We start from the raw sequence: 24,314 nt of genomic DNA, 5'->3' as shown, positions 1-24,314 counted from the left end.
GTGTCAGGATCTTCTGCGTCGATGCTGGATGTGGTTCGGGTTCGAACCCGGTTACTTGATCATGTAGATCGTGGCGAAGAGGCCGATCCACACGACATCGACGAAGTGCCAGTAATAGGACACGACGATGGCTGCGGTCGCCTGTTCGTGGGTGAACCTCTTGGCTGCGTATGTCCTGCCCAGAACGAGCAGGAAGGCGATGAGACCGCCTGTCACGTGCAGACCGTGGAAGCCGGTGGTCAGGTAGAACACCGAGCCGTACGGGTCGGAGGACAGCGAGAGACCCGCTTCCTTGACCAGCTCGGTGTACTCGAGGACCTGGCCTCCGATGAAGATCGAGCCCATCACGAAAGTGATAATGAACCAGGTGCGGAGCTTCTTCACATCACCCCGCTCCGCGGCGAAGACGCCGAGCTGGCAGGTGAGTGAGGAAAGCACCAGGATCGTGGTGTTCGTCGCCGAGAACGGGAAGTTCAGGTGCTCGGCCATCTCCTTCCAGTGATCCGGTCCCGTCACCGATCGCAGGGTGAAGTACATCGCGAAGAGGGCCGCGAAGAACATCAGCTCGGAACTCAACCAGATGATGGTTCCGACGCTGGTGAGGTTCGGTCGATTGACCGACGGGTGCGCGTGCCCGGTTTCTACTGTCGTTGCTGTCGCCACGACCGACATTATGTCGGTCCCTTATCCCGCCCTCACTCCGGGGGGTGCCGTTCGGTGTGTCAACAGGGTGTGCCCTCCCCGAACGGCCCATGAATCCGCTGTCCCGGGCGGTGCTGACAGCCCATCGGGCGGAGTACGATCCGCGCATCGGTTCATGCCCGGAAAGCCCCGAAGACACAGATGTCACGGAGGAACAATGCAGCCGACCGCCACGGTCCTGGTCTACAGCGACGACGCCAACACCCGTGAGCAGGTGAGGCTGGCAGCCGGGCGCAGGCCCGCGGCCGATGTGCCACCGGTGGAATTCCTTGAGTGCGCCACCCTGCCCGCCGTCCTGGACGCACTGGACAACGGCGGCATCGATGTCTGTGTGCTGGACGGCGAGACGGCACCCGCGGGCGGCATGGGCGTCTGCCGGCAGATCAAGGACGAGATCTTCCACTGCCCGCCCGTACTGCTGCTGATCGGGCGCCCGCAGGACGCCTGGCTGGCCACCTGGAGCCGTGCGGACGCCGCGGTGACCCTGCCGGTCGAACCGGTCGAGTTCGCGGACGCCCTGGCCGCTCTGCTGCGCAGCAGGGACTGCGTGGACGCCTGAGCCCTGCCGGGGTTCTGTCCGCAGTCCCGCTGAGGGGCAGCGCACTCCCCGGGCCGGTCAGACCTCGGGGCGCAGTCGCGCCGCCTGGAACGTGTCTGTGCGGTCCGGGGTGTCGTTCTTGCGAAGAGCGCTGCCCTGCTGCCATTTGGCCCAGGAAAGGTTCCAGTCGCCGTAGCCGTTGTCGAACGGCGTCATCGTCTCGCCCTGACTGCCGACGACCTGGACGATGTCGCCCGTGCGCACGGTGTTGAAGAACCACTCGGCCAGGCTGGTGCTCATGCCCGTACAGCCGTGGCTGACGTTCGCGATCCCCTGCGAACCGGTGGACCAGGGGGCCGCGTGCACGTACTCGCCGCTCCAGGTGACACGGGTCGCGTAGTAGACCAGCAGGTCGTACCCATCGCTGGAATCCGACGAGATGCCGATGGTCTCCCCGCGCATGCGTACGGAGTACTCCTTGCTCAGCACGACCTTGACGCCGTTTCGGGTGGCGAAGCCCGGCTTGCCGGTGGTCACCGGAATGGTGTTGATCACTTTCCCGTTGCGCCTGACGGTCATCGTGTGCGCTGCGGCGTCGGTGATGGCCTCGACACGGTCGCCCGTGGTGAGCTTCAGCGCCTTCGCGGGGACTCCGTACAGCGTGTCGGTCACCTTGATGCCCGCCAGGCCGCTGGTGACGTCGATGGTGGCCTTGGCAGGCCAGTAGTCCTTGGGGCGGTAGTGCAGGATCTTGTCGTCGACCCAGTACCAGGAGCCGGTCACGGCGGGTTTGGAGCGGACCCGCAGGGCGCGCTCCACGATGGCCCTGGACGCCTTGTCCTTGACCGGAGCACTGAGTTCCGCCGTAATGGGCTGTCCGACGCCGTAGGTGCCCGCCTGAGGGCCGAAGGTGACCTTCAGGAGCTTCTTGGCCTTGACGGAGGCGGTCTCGAAGGAGAGCGTGCGGCTGCCCGGGGCGCCGTCGCCGTCCTCCATGCTGACCCGGACCGTGTAGCGGGCGCCGGCGGCGAGCGGAGAGGTGGAGTGCCAGCGCTTCCCGTCGGCGTCGAGCTCGCCGGCCAGATGGCGTCCGATCGCGTCCACGGCCGACACGTCCGTGATCCGGCCGTCATCGTCGTTGACGGATACTTCGAGCGGCTTGTCGGAGTCGGCCTTCTCGTCGCCCTCGGGAACGTTGGCGGAGATCTCGTCCGCCGCGTCGTACGGTTTCGCCGCGAGCGGGTGGCCATTGGACCCACCGCAGGCGGTCACACCTGCGACCAGGGTCACGACCAGCAGAGTGCAGCTCACTACGGGGCGGAAGCGCGGCGCGTGGTTCATGAACACACGCTATGAAGATTCATCCCTATAAGCGCGCAATGTGACTGCAAACGGGGGATTTGCACTTCTTTTGGCGGAGAAGTACACGCCGAACGGGGGGCCTGCACTTCCCTCGGTGGAGAAGTGCAGGCCCCCCGTCAGGTGGAGCGGCGACTCGCTGTCACTGGGTGCGGTTCTCACCGCGGTAGTACTCGAAGACCCAGCCGAACAGGCCGATCAGGATCACCGGGAGCGAGAAGTAGAGCAGCCACCAGCCGAAGATGACGCCCATGAAGGCGAGGGCACCACCGATGGCCAGCGAGAGCGGCTGCCAGCTGTGCGGGGAGAAGAACCCCACCTCGCCGGCCTCGTCCGCGACATCGGCTTCCTTGTTGTCCTGAGCCATGGCGTCGACCCGCTGCGCCGTGAAGGCCAGGTAGAAGCCGATCATGACGCTCAGGCCGAAGGCCAGGAAGAGCGCGGTGGTACCGGCCGGCTCCTTCGACCACACGCCGTACGTGATGGCCATGGCGAGCATGAAGACGCTCAGCCAGAGGAACATCTTGCCCTGGATCTTCACTTGCCGGCCTCCTTGCCACCAGCGAGGGCCTTGTCATCCGCGGAGTGGTGCTCCAGCTGCTCGAGCGCCGAGATCTCCGGGTGATGCAGGTCGAACGCCGGGGATTCGGAACGGATCCGCGGCAGCGTGAGGAAGTTGTGCCGCGGCGGCGGGCAGGAGGTCGCCCACTCCAGCGAACGGCCGTAGCCCCACGGGTCGTCGACCTCGATCTTCTTGCCGTACTTCGCGGTCTTCCACACGTTGTAGAAGAACGGCAGCATCGACAGCCCGAGCAGGAACGAGGAGATCGTCGAGATCGTGTTCAGCGCGGTGAAGCCGTCTGCGGCCAGGTAGTCCGCGTAACGACGCGGCATGCCCTCGGCACCCAGCCAGTGCTGCACCAGGAACGTGCCGTGGAAGCCCACGAACAGCGTCCAGAACGTGATCTTGCCGAGCCGCTCGTCCAGCATCTTGCCGGTGAACTTCGGCCACCAGAAGTGGAATCCGGAGAACATCGCGAAGACCACGGTGCCGAAGATGACGTAGTGGAAGTGCGCGACGACGAAGTACGAGTCCGAGACGTGGAAGTCCAGCGGGGGCGACGCCAGGATCACACCGGTCAGACCACCGAAGGTGAAGGTGATCAGGAAGCCGACGGCCCAGAGCATCGGTGTCTCGAAGGACAGCGATCCCTTCCACATCGTGCCGATCCAGTTGAAGAACTTCACACCGGTCGGTACCGCGATGAGGAATGTCATGAACGAGAAGAACGGCAACAGCACACCGCCGGTGACGTACATGTGGTGCGCCCACACGGTCACGGAGAGGCCTGCGATGGCGATCGTCGCGCTGATCAGACCGATGTAGCCGAACATCGGCTTTCGGCTGAACACCGGGATCACTTCGGAAATGATTCCGAAGAATGGCAAGGCAATGATGTACACCTCTGGATGGCCGAAGAACCAGAAGAGGTGTTGCCAGAGCAATGCGCCGCCATTGGCCGCGTCGAAGATGTGCGCACCGAACTTGCGGTCCGCCTCCAGCGCGAAGAGCGCGGCGGCGAGGACCGGGAAGGCCAGCAGGACCAGCACACCGGTCAGCAGGACGTTCCAGACGAAGATCGGCATGCGGAACATCGTCATGCCGGGGGCACGCATGCAGATGATCGTGGTGATGAAGTTGACCGAACCGAGAATCGTGCCGAAGCCGGAGAAGGCCAGACCCATGATCCACATGTCGGCACCGATACCCGGCGAACGGACGGCGTCCGAGAGCGGGGAGTAGGCGAACCAGCCGAAGTCGGCCGCACCCTGCGGGGTGAGGAAGCCGGCCACCGCGATGAGCGAGCCGAAGAGGTACAGCCAGTACGCGAACATGTTCAGCCGCGGGAACGCCACATCGGGCGCGCCGATCTGCAGCGGCATGATCCAGTTCGCGAATCCGGCGAACAGCGGCGTCGCGAACATCAGCAGCATGATCGTGCCGTGCATCGTGAACGCCTGGTTGAACTGCTCGTTCGACATGATCTGCGTGCCGGGACGGGCCAGTTCGGCGCGCATGAAGAGCGCCATCAGACCGCCGATGCAGAAGAACGCGAACGATGTGACCAGGTACATCGTGCCGATCGTCTTGTGGTCAGTGGTGGTCAACCACTTGATGACGATGTTTCCCGGCTGCTTCCGCCGGACCGGCAGCTCGTCCTCGTACGAGTCGTCTGCTGCCGCGGCACCCTGAGGTTCGTTGAGGATGCTCACAGTTTGTTCGTCTCCGCATTCCTGGCCGGGTCAGTCTGCTCGATGCCGGCCGGCACGTAGCCCGTCTGGCCCTTCTCCGCCAGCTCCTTGAGGTGCGCCTGGTAGCGCTCCGGGGAGACGACCTTGACGTTGAAGAGCATCCGGGAGTGGTCGACGCCGCAGAGCTCGGCGCACTTGCCCATGAAGGTGCCCTCCTGGTTGGGAGTCACCTCGAAGGCGTTGGTGTGGCCCGGAATGACGTCCTGCTTCATGAGGAACGGCACCACCCAGAAGGAGTGGATGACGTCACGCGAAGTCAGAACGAAACGGACCTTCTCGCCCTTCGGCAGCCACAGGGTCGGACCCGGGTTGCCGTTCTGCGGGTTCCGGGTTCCCGGGACGCCGAAGTCGTAGACGCCTTCCGCGCCCTTGGGGAATTCCTTCTGGTACCTGTCCGGGATGGCGTCGAGTTCCTTGGGGATCTCATTGCCCGTGGCGGTGGAACCGTCCACGTTCTCGATGTAGTTGAAGCCCCAGCTCCACTGGTAGCCGACCACGTTGATCGTGTGGGCAGGCTTCGGGGAGAGCGAGAGGAGCTTCGCTTCATCGCGCGCGGTGAAGTAGAACAACACCGAGACGATGATCAGAGGGACCACGGTGTACAGCGCCTCAATGGGCATGTTGTACCTGGTCTGCGGAGGAACCTCGACCTTGGTGCGGCTGCGCCGGTGGAAGATGATCATCCACAGGATCAGGCCCCAGACCAGCACGCCCGTGGCGAGCGCTGCCGCCCACGAGCCCTGCCAGAGGGAAAGGATCCGTGGTGCCTCTTCCGTTACCGGCGTGGGCATACCAAGGCGGGGGAAGTCCTTGTATGTGCAACCGGTGGCGGTCGCCAGGATCAGGCCCGCAGTCAGCACCTGCGGCAGCTTCCGCCGCATCGGGCGCCGCGACGAGCGGTCGGAGCCGTTGGGACTCACGTAGCGCCTTCCCGAGAGTCTCGCCCGCGCGGTCGGCGCGGCCGTCTGTCTGGTCGGTCGCCGCCCTGACGCGGGCAGGGGTTTGGATGTTTATGCGGACCAAACCCTACTGGACGCTATTTGGGGTCGCGCGGGGAGGGTGCCCAACGCGCCGTCCGACTCCCCGAAGGGGTGGAATACGGGCCTCCGGCCACCATCTGACGCCCTCTCTCCTGGCTGGACGGGCGGCCCGTCCCCGGGTGCGGGCCCGGTGCGGGCTAGCGTGGCCGCGTGCCCTACTTCGACGCCGCATCCTCCGCCCCCCTGCACCCCGTCGCCCGCCAGGCGCTGCTTGCCGCGCTGGACGAGGGGTGGGCCGACCCGGCCAGGCTCTACCGCGAGGGGCGCCGGGCCCGGCTGTTGCTGGACGTGGCCCGGGAGGCCGCCGCGGAGGCCGTCGGGTGCCGTCCGGACGAGCTCACATTCACTCCTTCGGGTACGCATGCGGTGCACTCCGGAATTTCCGGGGCTCTCGCGGGGCGTCGGCGTGTCGGCCGCCATCTGGTCTTCTCCGCGGTGGAGCACTCGTCGGTGCTCCATTCGGCCGCCGCCCATGAGGCGCAGGGCGGATCGGTCTCCGAGGTCGCGGTGGACCGGTCGGGGGCGGTGAGTGCAGAGGCGTACGCGGATGTGCTGCGCGAGGACACCGCGCTGGCCTGTCTGCAGTCCGCCAATCACGAGGTCGGCACCGAACAGCCGGTGGCCGAGGTGGCGGAGGTCTGCCGGGCGGCGGGGGTGCCGCTGCTGGTGGATGCCGCGCAGTCGCTGGGCTGGGGGCCGGTGCCGGACGGCTGGTCGCTGCTGGCGGCCAGCGCTCACAAGTGGGGCGGGCCCGCGGGTGTCGGGCTGCTGGCGGTACGCAAGGGGGTGCGGTACGCGGTTCCAGGGCCGGCCGACGAGCGGGAATCGGGGCGGGCCGCAGGGTTCGAGAATCTTCCGGCGATCGTGGCCGCGGCGGCATCGCTGCGGGCGGTGCGGGCGGAGGCGGCGGCGGAGTCCGTACGGCTGCGGGCCCTGGTGGACCGCATCAGGGCCCGGGTGCCGCAGCTGGTGCCCGATGTGGAGGTGGTCGGCGATCCGGTGCGGCGGCTGCCGCATCTGGTGACCTTCTCCTGTCTCTATGTCGATGGAGAGACACTGCTGCATGAACTGGACCGGGCCGAATTCTCCGTATCATCCGGTTCGTCCTGCACCAGCAGCACACTGACGCCGAGCCATGTGCTCAGGGCGATGGGCGTGCTGTCGGAGGGGAACGTACGGGTGTCGCTGCCGACCGGCACCGCGGACGAGGAGGTCGAGCGCTTCCTGGACGTGCTGCCGCGGGTGGTGGCAGAGGTACGGGAGAGGCTGGGGGCTCCCGTTTCCGCGCCCCCCTCCCCTGCCGTGACCGCGCCCCTGGTGGTCGACGCCCTCGGGAAGCGCTGCCCGATCCCTGTGATCGAGCTGGCAAAGGCGATCGGGGAGGTACCGCTGGGCGGGACGGTGACCGTGCTCTCCGACGACGAGGCGGCGCGCCTGGACATCCCGGCCTGGTGCGCGATGCGCGAGCAGGAGTACGTGGGCGAGGAGCCGGCGGACCGCGGCTCGGCCTATGTGGTCCGCCGGCTGACCTGAGGTTCTTCTTCGGCTCAGCCCAGGTGCGCGCGGACCTCGGCGGCGGCGTCGTGGCCGTACGCCTTGGTGAAGCGGTCCATGAAGTGGGCGCGGCGCAGGGTGTACTCCTGGGTGCCGACCGTCTCGATCACCAGGGTGGCGAGCATGCAGCCGACCTGGGCGGCGCGCTCCAGGCCGACGCCCCAGGCGAGACCGGAGAGGAAACCGGCCCGGAAGGCGTCGCCGACACCGGTCGGGTCGGCCTTGATCTCCTCCTCCGGGCAGCCGACCTCGATCGTCTCCTGGCCGGCCTGCTCGATCCGGACACCGCGGGCTCCCAGCGTGGTGACCCGGTGGCCGACCTTGGCCAGGATCTCCTCGTCGCTCCAGCCGGTCTTGGACTCGATGAGCCCCTTCTCGTACTCGTTGGAGAAGAGGTACGTGGCGCCGTCGAGGAGGATCCGGATCTCGTCGCCGTCCATCCGGGCGATCTGCTGCGAGAAGTCCGCGGCGAACGGGATTCCGCGGGAGCGGCACTCCTCGGTGTGGCGGAGCATCCCCTCGGGGTCGTCGGCGCCGATCGAGACGAGGTCGAGGCCGCCGACACGGTCGGCGACGGCCTTCAGCTCGATGAGCCGGGCCTCACTCATCGCGCCCGTGTAGAAGGAGCCGATCTGGTTGTGGTCGGCGTCCGTCGTGCAGACGAACCGGGCGGTGTGCAGGACCTCGGAGATCCGGACCGAACTGGTGTCGACGCCGTGGCGGTCGAGCCAGGCACGGTACTCGTCGAAGTCGGAGCCCGCGGCACCGACCAGGATCGGGTTCGTGCCCAGCAGACCCATGCCGAAGCAGATATTGGCGGCGACACCGCCCCGGCGCACGTCGAGGTTGTCGACCAGGAAGGAGAGCGAGACCGTGTGCAGCTGATCCGCGACCAGCTGGTCGGCGAAACGGCCGGGGAAGGTCATGAGGTGATCGGTGGCGATGGAGCCGGTGACTGCGATTCGCACGGGGAGACTGCTCCTGCGGAGATCGGGGGGAACGGGTGACTGCGTTCCCGGGGCGGCGTGACAGTTCACGCTACCCGTTCCCCGCACTCGCACTGAAGGGGGAAAACTACCCGATAGTAGGGCTTTCTTCCTGAGGCGTGCGATGCCTACGGTGCGGTTATGTCGAACCACATCGCCACACGCGAGTCCGAGATCAGCCTGGCGGAGCTGCGCGGTGACTGCGCACGAATGGCTCCGCACTGGGTGGCCCCCGCGAAGTCTGCCCCCGTTCGGGTGGCGCCGTCCCTGATTCACGGGGTTACCGTGCCTGCCGCCTCCGCCCGGCTGATCGACGCCATGTCCGAATACGGCGACTGAGACCGGCACCGATCGCGTCCGACACCCACCGAGGGAACCGTGCGCTCCTGTGCCCCGTCCCACCGTTGTCCCCACCCGCGGGACGGACAGCAGGCCGGATGACGGCCTGTGACGGCGATGCAGGCGAAGGAGCGATCCGGTGAGCACCGAGCGACCCGACAACGATGTGACCGGCCCCCGGCGGCGTTCACCGCTCGCCGTGGCCTCGGTGGCGGCAGCCGTACTGCTGGCCGGGGGCGGCGGTGCGTACTGGGCCGCGACCGCCGCGGACGGGGAGGGCGGGAGCAGCGGCAGCGCGGCAGGCAGCGGGGAGCGCACCCCTCCCCTGCTTGCCCTGGACGAACGCGCGGGCGACCCGACGGCGCCCGACGGGTCCTCGCCGGGCATCGCACCCGGCATCGCACCCGGCGAGCCCGATCCGCACGGCGGCCAGGTGGTCTACCGCGCGTCCGGCAAGCTGCCCGAGGGGCCGCGCACGGCCGCGGTGCAGCGCGCGGAGGGGACCGTCTCCGCGACGGAGGTGGCCCGGCTGGCGAAGGCGCTGGGGGTGCAGGGCACGCCGCAGGCGGAGGGCACGTCCTGGAAGGTGGGGTCCGACGGGGACGGCTCGGGCCCTGTCCTCCGGGTGAACAAGCAGGCTCCGGGCACCTGGAGCTTCGCCCGGTACGGCTCCGGCGGTACGGACAACTGCCAGAGCACCGCGGTCTGTTCGAGCGAGAAGCAGGCCCCGGGCGGCAGCGGCTCCCCGGTGAGCGAGAGTGCCGCCAGGGCTGCCGCGGCACCGGTCCTGAAGGCGGTGGGACAGGACGACGCCGCCCTCGACGCCCGCCAACTCATGGGTTCGGTACGGGTGGTGAACGCCGACCCGGTGGTGGACGGACTTCCCACCTACGGCTGGTCGACCGGGATCCAGGTGGGTTCGGGCGGCGAAGTGGTAGGCGGCAGTGGGCAGTTGAAGGGTCTGGAGAAGGGCGACAGCTATCCGGTGATCAGCGCGGGCGAGGCGCTGAAGCAGCTGAACGGGGCGGCGTCCCGGACGGACGGGCGCGCGGACGTCGGCGGGTGTGCCACTCCCGTACCGCTGCAGGATGGCCTGAAGTCGCCGAAGGTCCACTGCGGGACGCGGGCCGGGGCGGAGCGGCCGACGACGACCGTGACGGTCGACAAGGCGGTGTTCGGACTGACCAAGCAGTACGTGGCGGGCAAGCAGACGCTCGTACCGTCCTGGATCTTCTCGGTGCGGCCGGCCGCGGGCGGCACGGGTGACACCGTGTCGCAGATCGCCGTGGACCCCGCGTATTTGGCGAAGGACGCACCGCCGGCGACGACCCCGTCCCCGGGGGGCACGGAGAAGTCCCGGCGGCAGATCCTGTCGTACAGCGCCGACGGGCGAACCCTGTCGGTGACGTTCTGGGGCGGGGTGTGCAGTAAGTACGCGGCGAGCGCGACCGAGGACGGGAGGACGGTGCGGGTGACGGTGACGGAGTCGCAGCCGGCCGAGAAGAAGATCTGCATCATGATCGCCAAGGAGCTGACCCGGACGGTGACGCTGGACGCCCCGCTCGGCGACCGGACGGTGGTCGACGCGGCGTCGGGCGGCGATGTGCCCCGCGCCTGACGCCCGATCCCCTGCGTACGACAACGGCGGCGGCCCCGGAATCCGGGGCCGCCGCCGTTCTGCTGTTCTGCCGCTGCCTTCAGGGCCTAGCTGAAGGAGTCGCCGCAGGCGCAGGAGCCCGTGGCGTTCGGGTTGTCGATCGTGAAGCCCTGCTTCTCGATGGTGTCGACGAAGTCGATGGAGGCGCCACCCAGGTACGGAGCGCTCATCCGGTCGGTGACGACCTTGACGCCGTCGAAGTCCTTCACGACGTCGCCGTCGAGGGAACGCTCGTCGAAGAAGAGCTGGTAGCGCAGGCCCGAGCAGCCGCCGGGCTGGACGGCGACGCGCAGCGCCAGGTCATCACGGCCTTCCTGCTCCAGCAGGCCCTTGACCTTGGCTGCGGCGGCGTCGGACAGGAGGATGCCGTCGCTCACGGTGGTGGTCTCGTCCGATACGGACATCTGCTTCTCTCCCGGGTTGTACGGAGACTGCTTGCCGACGTTGCAACCGTTGGGACCGCGGATTCATTCCGGGCCGAGCGCTTGCCTGTTCCATTCATGCTCGCACACAGGCCACTCGGCGGTATGCGTCACATAGACACTATGGCCGTCGTCAAAGTGACGTGAACCGGATATGATAGATAACGTCAATTCGACGAAAAGGCTTTCCGCAGAAAAGAAAGGGTGCGTGACGTGACCACGGCCCACCCCGTCCAGGATCTCGACGTCCAGCCGACGCCCCTCGCCCTGCTCCTGCTGGGCCGTGAGGCCGACCCGAGGAGCGAGCGCGGTGTCGAGTGTCCCGGCGACCTGCCCTCCCCGTCCGACCCGGACCTGGTGGAGCGTGCCCGCGCGGCCAAGGCGAAGCTCGGGGACAAGGTCTTCGTTCTCGGCCACCACTACCAGCGCGACGAGGTCATCCAGTTCGCGGACGTCACCGGCGACTCGTTCAAGCTCGCCCGGGACGCGGCCGCCCGGCCGGAGGCCGAGTACATCGTCTTCTGCGGCGTGCACTTCATGGCGGAGTCCGCGGACATCCTGACCACCGACGACCAGAAGGTCGTGCTGCCGGACCTGGCCGCAGGCTGCTCGATGGCCGACATGGCCACCGCCGAGCAGGTCGCCGAGTGCTGGGACGTGCTGACCGAGGCCGGGGTCGCCCAGCAGGTCGTACCCGTCTCGTACATGAACTCCTCCGCCGACATCAAGGCCTTCACCGGCCGGCACGGCGGCACGATCTGCACCTCGTCCAACGCGAAGCGGGCGCTGGAGTGGGCCTTCGAGCAAGGGGAGAAGGTGCTCTTCCTGCCCGACCAGCACCTGGGCCGGAACACCGCGGTCCGGGACATGGGGATGTCGCTGGAGGACTGCGTCCTCTACAACCCGCACAAGCCGAACGGCGGCCTGACCGCCGAGGAACTGCGCAACGCCAGGATGATCCTGTGGCGCGGGCACTGCTCGGTGCACGGGCGCTTCTCCGTCGAGTCCGTCAACGATGTGCGCGAGCGGATTCCGGGCGTCAATGTGCTGGTGCACCCGGAGTGCAAGCACGAGGTCGTGGCGGCGGCGGACTACGTCGGCTCGACGGAGTACATCATCAAGGCCCTGGAGGCGGCGCCGGCCGGCTCGAAGTGGGCGATCGGCACCGAGCTGAACCTGGTGCGGCGCCTGGCGAACCGGTTCGCGGCCGAGGACAAGGAGATCGTCTTCCTCGACAAGACGGTGTGCTTCTGCTCGACGATGAACCGGATCGACCTGCCGCACCTGGTGTGGGCGCTGGAGTCGCTGGCCGAGGGGAACCCGGTCAACCGGATCGAGGTCGACCCGGAGACGGAGAAGTACGCGAAGCTGGCGCTGGAGCGGATGCTGGCGCTGCCGTAGCCGGTTCCGTACCCCGGGAGGGCCGGACAGGCCGATTTTGTCCCGTCCGGCACTGGGGCGCCCCTCCCGTACCTACGCTGCTGTACCCACAGCTTGGATAGGTACGGGGGTATGGGCCACATGACACAGCGCAGCAGGGTCGACGACTTGATGGTTGTCGTGCCGGGCATTCTGGGCAGCCGGCTGGCGGATGCGGACGGGCACGAGGTCTGGGGGCTCTCCGGGAAGGCGCTGTTGCGGGGCATCCAGACCTTCGGGAAGTCCGTCAAGGGACTGACTCTCCGCCCCGATCTGGGCAACGATCACCCTGGCGACGGCGTACGGCCCATCGGGCTGATGCGCGATCTGCACTCCCTGCCCGGCGTGTATATGCCGATCGACGGATACAACACACTGCTGGACTGGCTGGAGCGGAACTTCACGCTTCGACGCCGCCTGCCGGGCGACGAGGCCGACGCCCCGGTCAACCTGATCGACTTCGCCTACGACTGGCGACTCTCCTGCCGCTACAACGCGGACCGGCTGGCCGAGCGGGTCGACGAGGAACTGGGTCGCTGGCGGGCGTCCCGAGCCGACCGGCGGGACGCCAGGGTCATCTTCCTCTGCCACTCCATGGGTGGCCTCGTCACCCGGCAGTACGTCGAACAGTGCGGGGGTGCGGAGGTCACCCGGCGAGTGATCACGCTCGGGACGCCGTACCGCGGGTCCCTGGACGCCCTGGTGTACCTGGTCAACGGTCTGCGATACGGGATCGGCCCGCTGGGCCTCGACCTCACCACGTTCGCCCGCAGCCTGCCCTCCCTGCATCAGCTCACCCCTGACTACGCCTGCCTGACGACTGCCGCCGGTACGCCGTTGCGGTACGCGCGCGAGGTCGCGGGGCTGCCCGGCGTCGACGCGGCGCTGTTGCGGGACGCCGCGCTGTTCCATGCGGACCTGCGGGCATCGGGGGCGGGTGCGGACTACGGAGTGGAGTACGTACCGGTCAGCGGGGTGCTCCAGCCGACGCCGACGACGGCGGAGATCCACGGCGACACCCTGAACGAGGCGCTCACCATCGACGGGCTCGACGAGGGTGGCGACGGGCGGGTGCCCCGGCTGTCCAGTGCCCACGTGGGTGCGGGGCGGCCCGCGTACACCCCTTGGGAGAAACACGGATCGCTCCAGAACAACAAGGCCGTCCGCCAGGCTCTGTACAACTGGCTCACTCCGGAGCCGCCGGTGCACCGGGGTTCCGACGACGATGACGTACCGCTGTCCGTGGACGCCCCCGAGATGCTCACCGAGGGCGAGACCTACGAGATTCGGGCCACCGTCCCACTGGGGACACCAGGTCACGACCGGGTCGCCCTCTTCGTGGGCGTGGAGGGCGGGCCGGTGCGCAAGATGACCAACCGAGGCGGCGGACAGTACGGCGCCCGGCTGACCGAACTGCCGACGGGCGCGCATCGAATGCGGGTCAGCACGCGGGTTTCGGCCAATGTGGTGATGACGGCGCTGGTGCTGGTTCTGGAACGGGGTGCCGACGGTGACGCGTGAGGCGGGCGGGGACCGGCCGGAACCGGTGGGCACAGCGCTGTGTGTGGTGTGCGAGGAGTACGCCGACGAGCGGAGGTTCCCCCGGCTGACGGGGGCGGTGGCCCAGATGGACGAGATCGTCGGGCTGCTGGAGGGGCTTGGGTACGAGGCCCGGAAGGTGGGGGGCGGGAATCCGTCGCTGGCCACGTTCACCGCGGAGAGCGACGCGTGGTGCGAGGGCTGGAACGCCACGGGAGCGTCCGGGCCGGCTCTGGTCATCTGGTCGGGGCACGGCGAGCTCGCCGACGAAGAGTTGCGTCTTGTGCTGTCGGATCTGGAGCTGGGCGACGATCCGGGTATCCGGGAGGCACGCCTCCGGAAACGTGGAGTCCTGGTCGAGACGCTGATCAACGACGCCGCAGCTTCCGGCGCCGACCAGATTCTGGTGATCATCGACACCTGTTACGCGGGCGGTGCCGTGGCGCAGAGTGTGGAGACGGCGCGGAGGCGCTGGGAAACCGTGTCCATGCCTCCTGGCCGCACAAAGTGGCTCGGGATCATGGCGAGTTGCCAGAAGAACGAGACTTCCGACGGCAGCGGTCCCCTGCTTGCCGCTCTGGCGGAGGTACTGAAGGCCGGGCCCGAGACCGACGAGTACCGCTCTGCGTGGAGCGCCCACAACGCGCTCGTCAGCGGCACGGACCTGCTGGATGCGCTGACCGGCCACTGGAAGGGTGAAGGCCAGAACCCTGTCCCCGCGACCCTCGGCACCGGGCGGCCCGTCTTCCCCAATCCGCTCCACAGCCCCGGGGCTCCGGCCAAACTGGTCGAGCATCTGGTGCTGGCCGCACGCGGGGTCGGACACCGTGAGGAGGGGTGGTTCTTCACCGGCCGGAAGAAGGTGCTGGGCGACATCATCGCCTGGATGGCTGCGGACAGATCCGGGCTCTTCCTGGTGACAGGACCGGCTGGCTGCGGGAAATCCGCGGTGCTGGGACGCATCGCCACCCTCACGGACCCGGTACAGCGCGAGGAAGCCATCGAGCACGGCGCCCTGCGCGACGACGACCCCGATCCGGGCGTCAGGGCCGACCGGACTCTCGCAGCCGTACATCTACGCGGCCTGACTCCGTTGCAGGCAGCAGCCGAGCTGGCCCGGAATCTGAAGCTCCCCACGCCACGGAACGCGGACGACTTCCGGGGTGAGCTGCGGGAGCTGTCGCCGCAGCCAGTGCTGGTCATCGACGGCCTCGACGAAGTGCCCGCCGAACACACGCAGGGCATGATCGAGGAGTTGATCTTTCCGCTGAGCCGGACGGTACCTGTGCTGCTCGGCTCCCGCGCACGTCCGTTCCGGAACCAGCTCGACGAGAACGAGACCCTGCCGAAGGCCCTGGCCCGTCTCATCGGGGCGGACGTCGTGACCGTTGACCTGGAGCACGAGCCGCACACCCAGGAGAACATCAGCGAGTACGTCTTCCGCAGGTGCACGGCGGCCGGGGTCACGGACACCCGGGCGCGTGATGCCGGCGTGGCGATCTCGGAGCGAGCAACAGCCGTCGACGGCGGTTTCCTCTTCGCTCGGCTGGTGACCAGCACGCTCCTCACGGAATTCCGCTCCCCTGACCGCGCCGAGGAAGACGGCCTGCTGACCCGTCTGCCGGACTCCATCGGAGCCGCCTTCGAGAACGAATTGCAGGCAGGCCCGGTGCGCGTTGGGGAAGACGGCACTGAACTTCCCTCTGCGGCAAGGGATCTGCTCGCCGCACTGGCTTGGACAGTGGGCCGAGGCATGCCGGCCGGCGGCGTATGGGAGGTGGTGGCCGGAGCACTGGGCGGCGGCGTCGCCTATGACGAGAGCGACGTGGACTGGGTGCTGTCCGCCTACGGCCCCTACATCGTGGAGGATGCCGAGGACACGCAGGCGGTGTACCGGCTGTACCACCGGGAGTTCGTGTCCCACCTCATGCGTCGGGACGGACCTGGCGGGGCAGACGCCGACCACGTGGTGGCGCGGACGATTGTCGACCTGGTCAAGCGGCAGGCCCGGGTTGGAGATTGGGCCGGGATCGACCCCTATCTTGCGCGCGGCCTGGTGACGCACGCAGTGCGCGACGGGGGTTCCGGAATCGAGATGTTGCGTGAGCTTGTGGCGTGGGACGAAGAGAGTGCACTTCCATATCTGGCGGGGGCCGTTAACGATTTCTCACTCGCGCTGTCCAAGGCGGGGAAGCGCGAGGAAGCGCTGACCTACTCCCGCGAGGCGGTCAGTCTCTACGAGGAACTCAACGAGATCCGTCCTGCAGCGCATCTGTCCGACCTCGCCATGTCCCTCAACAACCTCGCCAACCGTCTCGCGGAAACCGGAGACCGCCAGGGCGCACTCACCCCCGCACACGAAGCCGCACGCCTCTACCGCACCCTCGCCGAACAACACCCCACCGCCTTCCTCCCCAACCTCGCAGGCGCCCTCAACAACCTCGCCGCCCACCTCGCGGACACCGGAGACCGCCAGGGCGCACTCACCCCCGCACACGAAGCCGCACACCTCTACCGCACCCTCGCCGAACAACACCCCACCGCCTTCCTCCCCAACCTCGCCACATCCCTCAACAACCTCGCCAACCGTCTCGCCGAGACCGGAGACCGCCAAGGCGCACTCACCCCCGCACACGAAGCCGCACACCTCTACCGCACCCTCGCCGAACAACACCCCACCGCCTTCCTCCCCGACCTCGCCATGTCCCTCAACAACCTCGCCGCCCACCTCGCGGACACCGGAGACCGCCAGGGCGCACTCACCCCCGCACACGAAGCCGCACGCCTCTACCGCACCCTCGCCGAACAACACCCCACCGCCTTCCTCCCCAACCTCGCCACATCCCTCAACAACCTCGCCGCCCACCTCGCGGACACCGGAGACCGCCAGGGCGCACTCACCCCCGCACACGAAGCCGCACGCCTCTACCGCACCCTCGCCGAACAACACCCCACCGCCTTCCTCCCCGACCTCGCCATGTCCCTCAACAACCTCGCCAACCGTCTCGCGGACACCGGAGACCGCCAGGGCGCACTCACCCCCGCACACGAAGCCGCACGCCTCTACCGCACCCTCGCCGAACAACACCCCACCGCCTTCCTCCCTAACCTCGCCACATCCCTCAACAACCTCGCCGCCCACCTCGCCGAGACCGGAGACCGCCAGGGCGCACTCACCCCCGCACACGAAGCCGCACGCCTCTACCGCACCCTCGCCGAACAACACCCCACCGCCTTCCTCCCCAACCTCGCCATGTCCCTCAACAACCTCGCCAGCCGTCTCGCCGAGACCGGAGACCGCCAGGGCGCACTCACCCCCGCACACGAAGCCGCACGCCTCTACCGCACCCTCGCCGAACAACACCCCACCGCCTTCCTCCCCAACCTCGCCATGTCCCTCAACAACCTCGCCAACCGTCTCGCCGAGACCGGAGACCGCCAGGGCGCACTCACCCCCGCACACGAAGCCGCACGCCTCTACCGCACCCTCGCCGAACAACACCCCACCGCCTTCCTCCCCAACCTCGCCACATCCCTCAACAACCTCGCCAACCGTCTCGCCGAGACCGGAGACCGCCAGGGCGCACTCACCCCCGCACACGAAGCCGCACGCCTCTACCGCACCCTCGCCGAACAACACCCCACCGCCTTCCTCCCCAACCTCGCCATGTCCCTCAACAACCTCGCCAACCGTCTCGCGGAAACCGGAGACCGCCAGGGCGCACTCACCCCCGCACACGAAGCCGCACGCCTCTACCGCACCCTCGCCGAACAACACCCCACCGCCTTCCTCCCCAACCTCGCCACATCCCTCAACAACCTCGCCAACCGTCTCGCCGAGACCGGAGACCGCCAAGGCGCACTCACCCCCGCACACGAAGCCGCACACCTCTACCGCACCCTCACCGAACAACACCCCACCGCCTTCCTCCCCAACCTCGCAAGCGCCCTCAACAACCTCGCCAACCGCCTCGCCGACACCGGAGACCGCACGGCAGCGATCCAGACATACGAAACAGCCATCGCGGATCTGATCGCCACACAGCCGGCGGCCTGCCGGGCCCTCGCGCTTGAACGCAACACATTCCTGATCCGCAGGCCTGAGTGTTCGCCCGGAGCAGGCCTCAGTGGCCTCGTACAACTACTCAACGGCCAATCCGCTGACAGCTCCGACCTTGTCGGCCTGCGCGCTCGACAGGTCCTTCGCTCATACGTACGTGAGAGCGCTCAGAACCAAGACGCACTCGCCACGATCTGGCAGGACAAGACCGGCACCTCGGTCCCCGAGTGGTTGGCGCTCTCCGCGGAGGTCCTGGACGCAATCGCCTCATGGTTGGCCACACCCACCTGGTCGGATTCGTGCGACTACTGGTCGGAGCACGCCGATGTCTTGAGCAGCGCCGAAGCCGCAGTCGCCCTTGCCGAATACGTCCTTGTCTCTCCCGAGGGAGCAGCCCAGCACGAAGCACTTCGCGAGCGGATTCTCGCCAACGGTGTGTCCGAGGCATTCCGCCCGTTCATTCTCGGCGACCAACTCGCAGAGTGGACAGAATGCGACACCTGGGAGGAGTCGGAGCAGTTCCTCCGCGCGCACACCGGTCTCCTGAGTACCGGACTCCCCGCTTCACCCTCGCTCACCCACGCTGCTCTGCTCCACGTCGCCCGTACGCGGGACATCGCCGCCGCCTATGCCCTCGTTCGCGACCGCAGTCACCTCCAAGACTACGTACAGCGCGCCCTCACCGCCGGGGACGCCGAGGCTCTCCTCCATGCCTCGGCCATCGAGGGCGAGGTCTTCTCCGACCCGCTCTCCTCCCTCACCCATGCCCAGTCCGCCCAGGTGCTCGCCGGGGCCGTCGATGACATCGATCCCGATGATCTCGCCGCCCTCGCCGCCGACGCGTCGCCCGACCTCCGTAACCGTCTGCTTTCGGAGATCGCCACGCTCAGCGCGATGCATGCCCACCAGCACGCCGCACTCTGGGTCCGGATTATCCAGGTGCTCGCCAAGACCGCATGATGTCAGCCATTTGTCTCGTCCTCGCCGCCTCACCCGGAGTCGGCAGGGCGCCCGCTCTCCATGAGGAGCACCGGGACGTGCAACGCAGCATCACGCACGCCCGGTTCGGGCGTCTGCTCCGGCTCGATGTGCTTCCGGCTGCCCGTGCCGAGGCTCTGGTGCAGTACCTGGCAGGCACCACTCCGCATGTTCTTCACTTCGCCGGGCGCGGCACGCCTGACGGTGGACCACGGTTCGTCACCGACGACGGCGGCGAAGCCCCCGTCGCGCTGAAAGACTTACGCGACTGCGTCGTCGCCGCCGCTTCCCTCGGCCTGCGCCTGCTCGTCCTCAACGCCTGCTGGACGGAGCCGCTCGCCAAAGAGCTGGTCGGCTCCGTCCCGGTCGCCATCGGCTGGCAGGGACAGGTCCCCGATGCGTACGCGTGCACCTTCGCCCGGGTTTTCTACCGCAACCTCGCCGAGGGCGACTCCGTCCTCCGGGCCCACACGACGGCCTGTCTCATGCTGGGGCTGATCGGCTGTACGGACCTGCCTGTTCTGCACACCGCCCCCGGGCATCTGCCCGAGGCCCATTTCCTGATCCGTTCCGAGGAACGCCCCGTCCCCCCGGGCCGGCCTCTCAAGCCTCGCTGGTACAGGAGCAGTGCTCGGCTGCGTAAGCCACGGTTTCCTCGTCCTCCGCAAGCGTGAGCCCGGCTTCCAGTCGCTCTCCCCGGCTCGTGGCGATCCGCAAGGTGTCCCGCAGCGACTCCGCGAGCCGCACACCGGCGAACCGCAACTCCCGCTCCCCCACTGCGGCTTCAGCCAGCAACGCCCTTGCCCCGGTCAGTACGTACTCGGCCGAGACGAGCAGATCCGCTTCCACCTCGTCGGCCAACCGCGACATCCGGCTGTCCGGGTCGTCGGTGCTCAGGTAGCACGGCGCCCCGCTCTGGCTGACCCACGGGAGCAAACGCATGGGCCGCCCCTTCGCATCGAACATCATGTCGTCACTGCCTCCGTTCGAGGGGCCCTATGGCACCCGGCCGCACACGCTGGTTACCGTGTGTGCCGCAATCGTCGCGTTGCGACGGGTCGCACCAACAGGGTTGCCCTGTCCCGGCGTTGAGAGCGGGACACACGGAAGGCACGCACCATGACGTTCAGGCCTCAGCCCCTCACCCCGTATCTCTCCGCCCGCCACTACTTCGGCTCCGAGCAGCGCCGACACCGCGAGCGCGCGGATCTTCCCTCGTACAGCTGGCGGACATCCTGAACTCCAGCAAGAGCACGCTCGCCCGGATCGAGACGGCTGAGCTGATGCCGCCGCCGGACATCCCCGGTCGGCTCGACGCGGCGTTCGGCACCGACAAGCACTTCCACGGGTTGTACGAGCTGGCCAAGAAGGAGATCCATCCGGATCAGTACCGCCGGTACATGGACTTCGAGTCCAAAGCCGAAGTCATAGAGCAGTACGGGGCGCAGGCCCTGCCAGGTCTGCTCCAGACCGAGGCGTACGCACGCGAATTCCTTCGCTGTCAAAAAGACTTGAGCCTGGATCAAATTGAGCAACGAGTCGCGGCCCGAATGTCCCGGCAGGAGAGGCAGCGCTCCAGTACGCCCCCTTTCCGGTGGGCGATCATCGACGAAGCCGCGCTGCGGAGGCAGATGGGCAGCCCCGTGTCCATGAGTGAGCAACTGGCTTCGCTGCTCGACCAAGTCGATACTCCGGACAGTAATATTCAAGTGATGCCGTTCAGCGCGGGGCTCCACTCGCTCATGGGCTGCGCGCTGACTTTGCTGACACTCGCCGACGGCACCCGAGTCGCCTACGAGGAGGGCATCCAGGCCGGTCACCTCTACGAGGACCCGAGCAGGGTGGAGAAGTGGCGGCGGCAGTACGAGGTACTGCGGGCCAACGCACTCTCACTGCCCGAGTCGGCGCACATGATCCGGACGCTTATGGAGGGCTACACATCATGCGACACATCCCCGAGCTGAGCACCGCCCGCTGGCGCAAGAGCAGCTACAGCAACTCCAACGGGGGCGAGTGCGTCGAGATCGCCGACGCCTTCCCCGGCATCATCCCTGTACGCGACAGCAAGCACCCCACCGGCCCCGCACTTCTCATCCCCACCTCTGCCTGGAACGACTTCATCGCCTCCCTCAAGTAGGGCGCGAGAAGAGCAGAACGGCCTGTCCCACGCTCCCGCGTGGGACAGGCCGTTCTCGCTTTTACCGGTTCACCGAACCGACTACACGCCCGACGGCTCCGCCGTGCGCGTCTCGTCCGACTCGTCCGACTCGGTGGACTCGGCCTGCACCGGACCGCCGGCCTTCTTGGCGCGCTTGATCGCCTTCTTCTTCGCCCGGCGCTCCTTGCGGAGCTCCACCATCGCGTAGAGCGTCGGCACCAGGAGCAGCGTCAGCAGCGTCGAGGTGACCAGGCCGCCGATCACGACCACCGCGAGCGGCTGCGAGATGAAGCCGCCCTCGCCAGTGACGCCGAGCGCCATCGGGAGCAGGGCGAAGATCGTCGCCAGGGCGGTCATCAGGATCGGACGGAGCCGGTGGCGGCCGCCCTCGATGACTGCTTCGACGACGCCCATGCCCTGCGTCCGGTACTGGTTGATCAGGTCGATCAGCACAATCGCGTTGGTTACCACGATGCCGATCAGCATCAGCATGCCGATCATCGCCGGTACGCCCATCGGGGTGCCGGTGATCACGAGCAGGCCGATCGCGCCGGTTGCCGCGAACGGGATGGAGACCAGCAGGATCAGCGGCTGAATCAGGGACCGGAAGGTCGCCACCAGCAGCATGAAGACGATCGCGATCGCGGCCAGCATGGCCAGGCCGAGCTTCAGGAACGCGTCGTTCTGGTCCTCGGAGACACCGCCGATGGTGGCGGTGGCGCCGTCCGGGAGCTTCAGGGCGTTGATCTTCGTCTGGAGCGCGGCGCTGACCGCACCGGTGTTGTCACCGGTGGGCTTGGCGGTGATGGTCGCGGCGCGCTGGCCGTCGATCCTCGTCATCGAGACCGGCCCGGGGACCAGCTCGACGTCGGCGATCCGGCCGAGCTTCACCGGGCCGAGCGAGAGGTTCTTCAATTCGGCCATCGTGGTCGCCGGGTGGGCGGACTTGATGACGATGTCCCGCTCGGTGTCGTCCATGATCGCCTTGCCGGACGGGGTACCGCGCACCGCTCCGGCGACGGCCGCGCCGAGCGTGGTCTGGTTGAAACCGGCGTCCGCGGCCTTGGCGTTGGCCTTGACCGAGATCCGCGGGACGCTCTGCGCCAGGTCGCTCTGGACGTCGGTGACGTCCTTCAGCTCGGCCACCTCGGCCCGTACCTCTTCGGACGCCTTCTTCAGGACGTCCGCGTCGGCCGCCTTGACCACGACGCTGAGGTCCTGGCTGCCGAAGCCGTCGCCCGCGGCGATGGTGGTGTCGCCGATGCCGTCGAGCTTGCCGAGGCCCTCGTCGATGCGCTTCTGGGTGGCGTCGAAGTCGGCCGAGTCCTTCAGGGTGACCTGGTAGGAGGCCTGGTTGGATCCCGTACCGCCGCCGAAGGCCGCCATGAAGCCGGAGGAGCCGACGGTGACCTGGTAGTCCTTGACGCCCTGGTCGCCGGCGAGGAGCTTCTCGACCTTCTTGGCCGCCTCGTCGGCGGCCGCCAGGCTGGTGCCGGGGGTCAACTCCTGCTTGATGGAGAGGACTTCCTGCTCTCCCTGGTCGAAGAAGTTGGTCTTCAGCAGCGAGGCCATGCCGAAGGTGCCGAACAGCACCACGACGGCGATGACGATGCTGGTGACACGGCGCCGGGTCGCGAAGCGCAGCACCGGGATGTACAGCCGCTGGAGCCGGCTGCGGGCTTCCTTCTCCTCGGCCTTGCGACGGGCCTCGTCCGGGTTCTCCGTGCTGCCCTTCGGGGCGCGCAGGAACCAGTACGACAGGACGGGGACGACGGTCAGCGAGACCAGCAGGGAGGCCAGCAGGGCCGCGGTGATGGTCAGCGAGAAGGAGCCGAAGAGCTCGCCGACCATGCCGCCGACCAGACCGATCGGCAGGAAGACGGCGACCGTGGTGAGGGTCGAGGCGGTAACCGCGCCGGCCACTTCCTTCACCGCGGCGAGGATCGCGGACTGGCGCTCTTCCCCATAACTGAGGTGACGCTTGATGTTCTCCAGGACCACGATCGAGTCGTCGACGACGCGGCCGATCGCGATGGTCAGCGCGCCGAGCGTGAGCATGTTGAGCGAGAGGTCGCGGGTCCAGAGCACGATCAGCGCGAGGACCACGGAGAGCGGGATGGAGACCGCGGTGACCAGGGTCGAGCGGAGCGACGCGAGGAAGACCAGGATGACGATGACGGCGAAGAGCAGACCGAGCGCGCCCTCGGTGGTCAGACCGGAGATGGCTTTGGAGACGGCGGGGCCCTGGTCGGAGACGACGGTCAGTTCGGCACCGGCGCCGAGGTCCTTGCGGAGGTCGGGGAGCTTGTCCTTGACCGCGTCCGAGATGGCGACGGCGCTGCCGTCCTTGTCCATCGTGGCCATCACGGCGAGGCTCGGCTTGCCGTTGGTACGGGTGAGGGAGACCGCGGTGGACGGCTCCTGCTTCACCGTGGCGATGTCACCGACGCGGACCGGCTCGCCGGGCTTGCCCGTCGCCGGGTCCTGGCCGGTGACGCGCAGGTCCTCGATCTGCTTCAGGGAGGTGAAGGCGCCGCCGACCTGGACGGTACGGCTCTTGCCCGACTCCGAGAAGGCACCGGCGGGAACGGTCGCGCCGCCCGCCTGGAGCGCCTGGGAGAGCGTCACGGCGTTCAGACCGGCCGCTGCAAGCTTCTTGTCGTCGGGGGTGATGGAGACCTGGAGGTCCCGCACACCGTCGACGGAGACCTGACCGACGCCCTCGATGTCCTCCAGCGCGGGAACGACGGTGCGGTCCAACTGGTCGGCGAGCGCCTGCTGGTCCTTGTCGGAGGTGACGGCGAGGACGACGGCCGGGATGTCGTCCGTCGAACCGGCGACGACCTGCGGGTCCACGTCGTCGGGAAGCTGGACGCGGGCGCGGTTCACCGCCTGCTGGATGTCGGCGACGAGCTGCTTGGTGCCCTCGCTGCCGAAGTCGAAGGTCGCCATGATGACGGCGTTGCCCTCGCTGGCGGTCGAGGTGGTGCCGGTGACGCCGTCGACGGCCTTGATGGAATTCTCGAGGGGTTCGACGACCTGCTTCTCGACCACATCGGGGGACGCACCCTGATAGGGGGCGAGCACCGACACCATCGGGAGTTCGATGGTGGGCAGCAGCTGCTGCTTGAGCTGCGGGATCGCGATCGCTCCGAATACGAGGGCGACGATCGAGATCAGCCCGATCAGGGCCCGTTGCGCGAGGCTGAATCTGGACAGCCAGGACATGGGTGGGTCTCTCTTCTGTGGC

Annotated in this window: 18 protein-coding genes and 1 pseudogene; 10 read left to right on the top strand and 9 right to left on the bottom strand. The window is 67.9% G+C overall.

Annotated elements, in window-relative coordinates:
• Nucleotides 1-51: 51 nt before the first annotated feature.
• Nucleotides 52-672 carry a heme-copper oxidase subunit III gene (locus OG953_RS31175; RefSeq protein ID WP_072483270.1) on the bottom strand — a complete coding sequence of 207 codons (621 nt, stop codon included), beginning with the start codon at nt 670-672 and terminating at the stop codon, nt 52-54.
• Between the two features lie 187 nt (nt 673-859).
• Between OG953_RS31175 and OG953_RS31170 the strand changes: the two genes are divergently transcribed.
• Nucleotides 860-1,261: a response regulator transcription factor gene (locus OG953_RS31170; protein ID WP_114244129.1), complete on the top strand. Its 402-nt coding sequence runs from the start codon at nt 860-862 to the stop codon at nt 1,259-1,261.
• A gap of 57 nt (nt 1,262-1,318) precedes the next feature.
• On the opposite strand, the gene OG953_RS31165 is transcribed toward OG953_RS31170, so the two are convergent.
• The 4 genes from OG953_RS31165 to coxB form a co-directional block, all read right to left on the bottom strand.
• Nucleotides 1,319-2,581 carry an Ig-like domain-containing protein gene (locus OG953_RS31165; RefSeq protein WP_405688521.1) on the bottom strand — a complete coding sequence of 421 codons (1,263 nt, stop codon included), beginning with the start codon at nt 2,579-2,581 and terminating at the stop codon, nt 1,319-1,321.
• Between the two features lie 160 nt (nt 2,582-2,741).
• Nucleotides 2,742-3,140: a cytochrome c oxidase subunit 4 gene (locus tag OG953_RS31160; RefSeq protein WP_405688520.1), complete on the bottom strand. Its 399-nt coding sequence runs from the start codon at nt 3,138-3,140 to the stop codon at nt 2,742-2,744.
• The gene (ctaD, locus tag OG953_RS31155; RefSeq protein ID WP_405688518.1) at nt 3,137-4,873 is read right to left on the bottom strand and encodes a cytochrome c oxidase subunit I; all 1,737 of its coding nucleotides are present in this window, start codon (nt 4,871-4,873) and stop codon (nt 3,137-3,139) included. Before ctaD ends, OG953_RS31160 begins: the two co-directional genes overlap by 4 nt.
• Entirely contained in the window at nt 4,870-5,832 is a 963-nt protein-coding gene (gene coxB / locus OG953_RS31150; RefSeq protein WP_405688517.1) for a cytochrome c oxidase subunit II, read from the bottom strand. The genes ctaD and coxB overlap by 4 nt, the downstream gene beginning before the upstream one ends.
• Before the next feature lie 270 nt (nt 5,833-6,102).
• On the opposite strand from coxB, the gene OG953_RS31145 reads away from it, so the two are divergent.
• A complete protein-coding gene (locus OG953_RS31145) occupies nt 6,103-7,485 on the top strand; it encodes a cysteine desulfurase/sulfurtransferase TusA family protein (RefSeq protein ID WP_405688515.1) in 1,383 nt (460 codons plus the stop codon).
• 14 nt (nt 7,486-7,499) lie between these two features.
• On the opposite strand, the gene OG953_RS31140 is transcribed toward OG953_RS31145, so the two are convergent.
• Complete coding sequence (locus tag OG953_RS31140; protein ID WP_405688513.1) at nt 7,500-8,474, bottom strand: carbohydrate kinase family protein; 975 nt, start codon at nt 8,472-8,474, stop codon at nt 7,500-7,502.
• A 159-nt stretch (nt 8,475-8,633) separates the two neighbouring features.
• Between OG953_RS31140 and OG953_RS31135 the strand changes: the two genes are divergently transcribed.
• Both OG953_RS31135 and OG953_RS31130 read left to right on the top strand, forming a co-directional pair.
• On the top strand, nt 8,634-8,831 hold the full coding sequence (locus OG953_RS31135) for a hypothetical protein (protein WP_405688511.1): 198 nt from the start codon (nt 8,634-8,636) through the stop codon (nt 8,829-8,831).
• A 139-nt stretch (nt 8,832-8,970) separates the two neighbouring features.
• Nucleotides 8,971-10,449, top strand: coding sequence for a hypothetical protein (locus OG953_RS31130; RefSeq protein ID WP_405688510.1), 1,479 nt, complete (start codon nt 8,971-8,973; stop codon nt 10,447-10,449).
• A gap of 86 nt (nt 10,450-10,535) precedes the next feature.
• On the opposite strand, the gene OG953_RS31125 is transcribed toward OG953_RS31130, so the two are convergent.
• Entirely contained in the window at nt 10,536-10,892 is a 357-nt protein-coding gene (locus tag OG953_RS31125; protein ID WP_030933606.1) for an iron-sulfur cluster assembly accessory protein, read from the bottom strand.
• 222 nt (nt 10,893-11,114) lie between these two features.
• Here OG953_RS31125 and nadA point away from each other — a divergent pair, with 222 nt between their 5' ends.
• The 4 genes from nadA (at nt 11,115) to OG953_RS31105 (ending at nt 19,580) form a co-directional block, all read left to right on the top strand.
• Complete coding sequence (nadA, locus tag OG953_RS31120) at nt 11,115-12,311, top strand: quinolinate synthase NadA (protein WP_405688509.1); 1,197 nt, start codon at nt 11,115-11,117, stop codon at nt 12,309-12,311.
• Between the two features lie 120 nt (nt 12,312-12,431).
• Nucleotides 12,432-13,850, top strand: coding sequence for a lipase/acyltransferase domain-containing protein (locus OG953_RS31115; RefSeq protein ID WP_405688506.1), 1,419 nt, complete (start codon nt 12,432-12,434; stop codon nt 13,848-13,850).
• A complete protein-coding gene (locus OG953_RS31110; RefSeq protein ID WP_405688504.1) occupies nt 13,840-18,888 on the top strand; it encodes a tetratricopeptide repeat protein in 5,049 nt (1,682 codons plus the stop codon). The genes OG953_RS31115 and OG953_RS31110 overlap by 11 nt, the downstream gene beginning before the upstream one ends.
• Nucleotides 18,885-19,580, top strand: coding sequence for a CHAT domain-containing protein (locus OG953_RS31105; RefSeq protein WP_405688501.1), 696 nt, complete (start codon nt 18,885-18,887; stop codon nt 19,578-19,580). Before OG953_RS31110 ends, OG953_RS31105 begins: the two co-directional genes overlap by 4 nt.
• Here OG953_RS31105 and OG953_RS31100 read toward each other — a convergent pair.
• Nucleotides 19,510-19,848: a hypothetical protein gene (locus tag OG953_RS31100; RefSeq protein WP_405688500.1), complete on the bottom strand. Its 339-nt coding sequence runs from the start codon at nt 19,846-19,848 to the stop codon at nt 19,510-19,512. The two genes, OG953_RS31105 and OG953_RS31100, sit on opposite strands and share 71 nt — an antisense overlap.
• Before the next feature lie 177 nt (nt 19,849-20,025).
• On the opposite strand from OG953_RS31100, the pseudogene OG953_RS31095 reads away from it, so the two are divergent.
• Together OG953_RS31095 and OG953_RS31090 are read left to right on the top strand one after the other, a co-directional pair.
• Nucleotides 20,026-20,870, top strand: a pseudogene (locus OG953_RS31095) (Scr1 family TA system antitoxin-like transcriptional regulator).
• Nucleotides 20,849-21,043, top strand: coding sequence for a DUF397 domain-containing protein (locus OG953_RS31090; RefSeq protein WP_405688498.1), 195 nt, complete (start codon nt 20,849-20,851; stop codon nt 21,041-21,043). Before OG953_RS31095 ends, OG953_RS31090 begins: the two are co-directional and overlap by 22 nt.
• 81 nt (nt 21,044-21,124) lie before the next feature.
• On the opposite strand, the gene OG953_RS31085 is transcribed toward OG953_RS31090, so the two are convergent.
• A complete protein-coding gene (locus OG953_RS31085; RefSeq protein ID WP_405688496.1) occupies nt 21,125-24,292 on the bottom strand; it encodes an efflux RND transporter permease subunit in 3,168 nt (1,055 codons plus the stop codon).
• Nucleotides 24,293-24,314: the final 22 nt, after the last annotated feature.

Source organism: Streptomyces sp. NBC_00057 (assembly GCF_045041165.1).
In the GTDB taxonomy this organism is placed as follows: Bacteria; Actinomycetota; Actinomycetes; order Streptomycetales; family Streptomycetaceae; genus Streptomyces.
The sequence above is the reverse complement of the archived record's forward strand: the minus strand, read 5'-3'. Positions and strand labels throughout refer to the sequence as shown.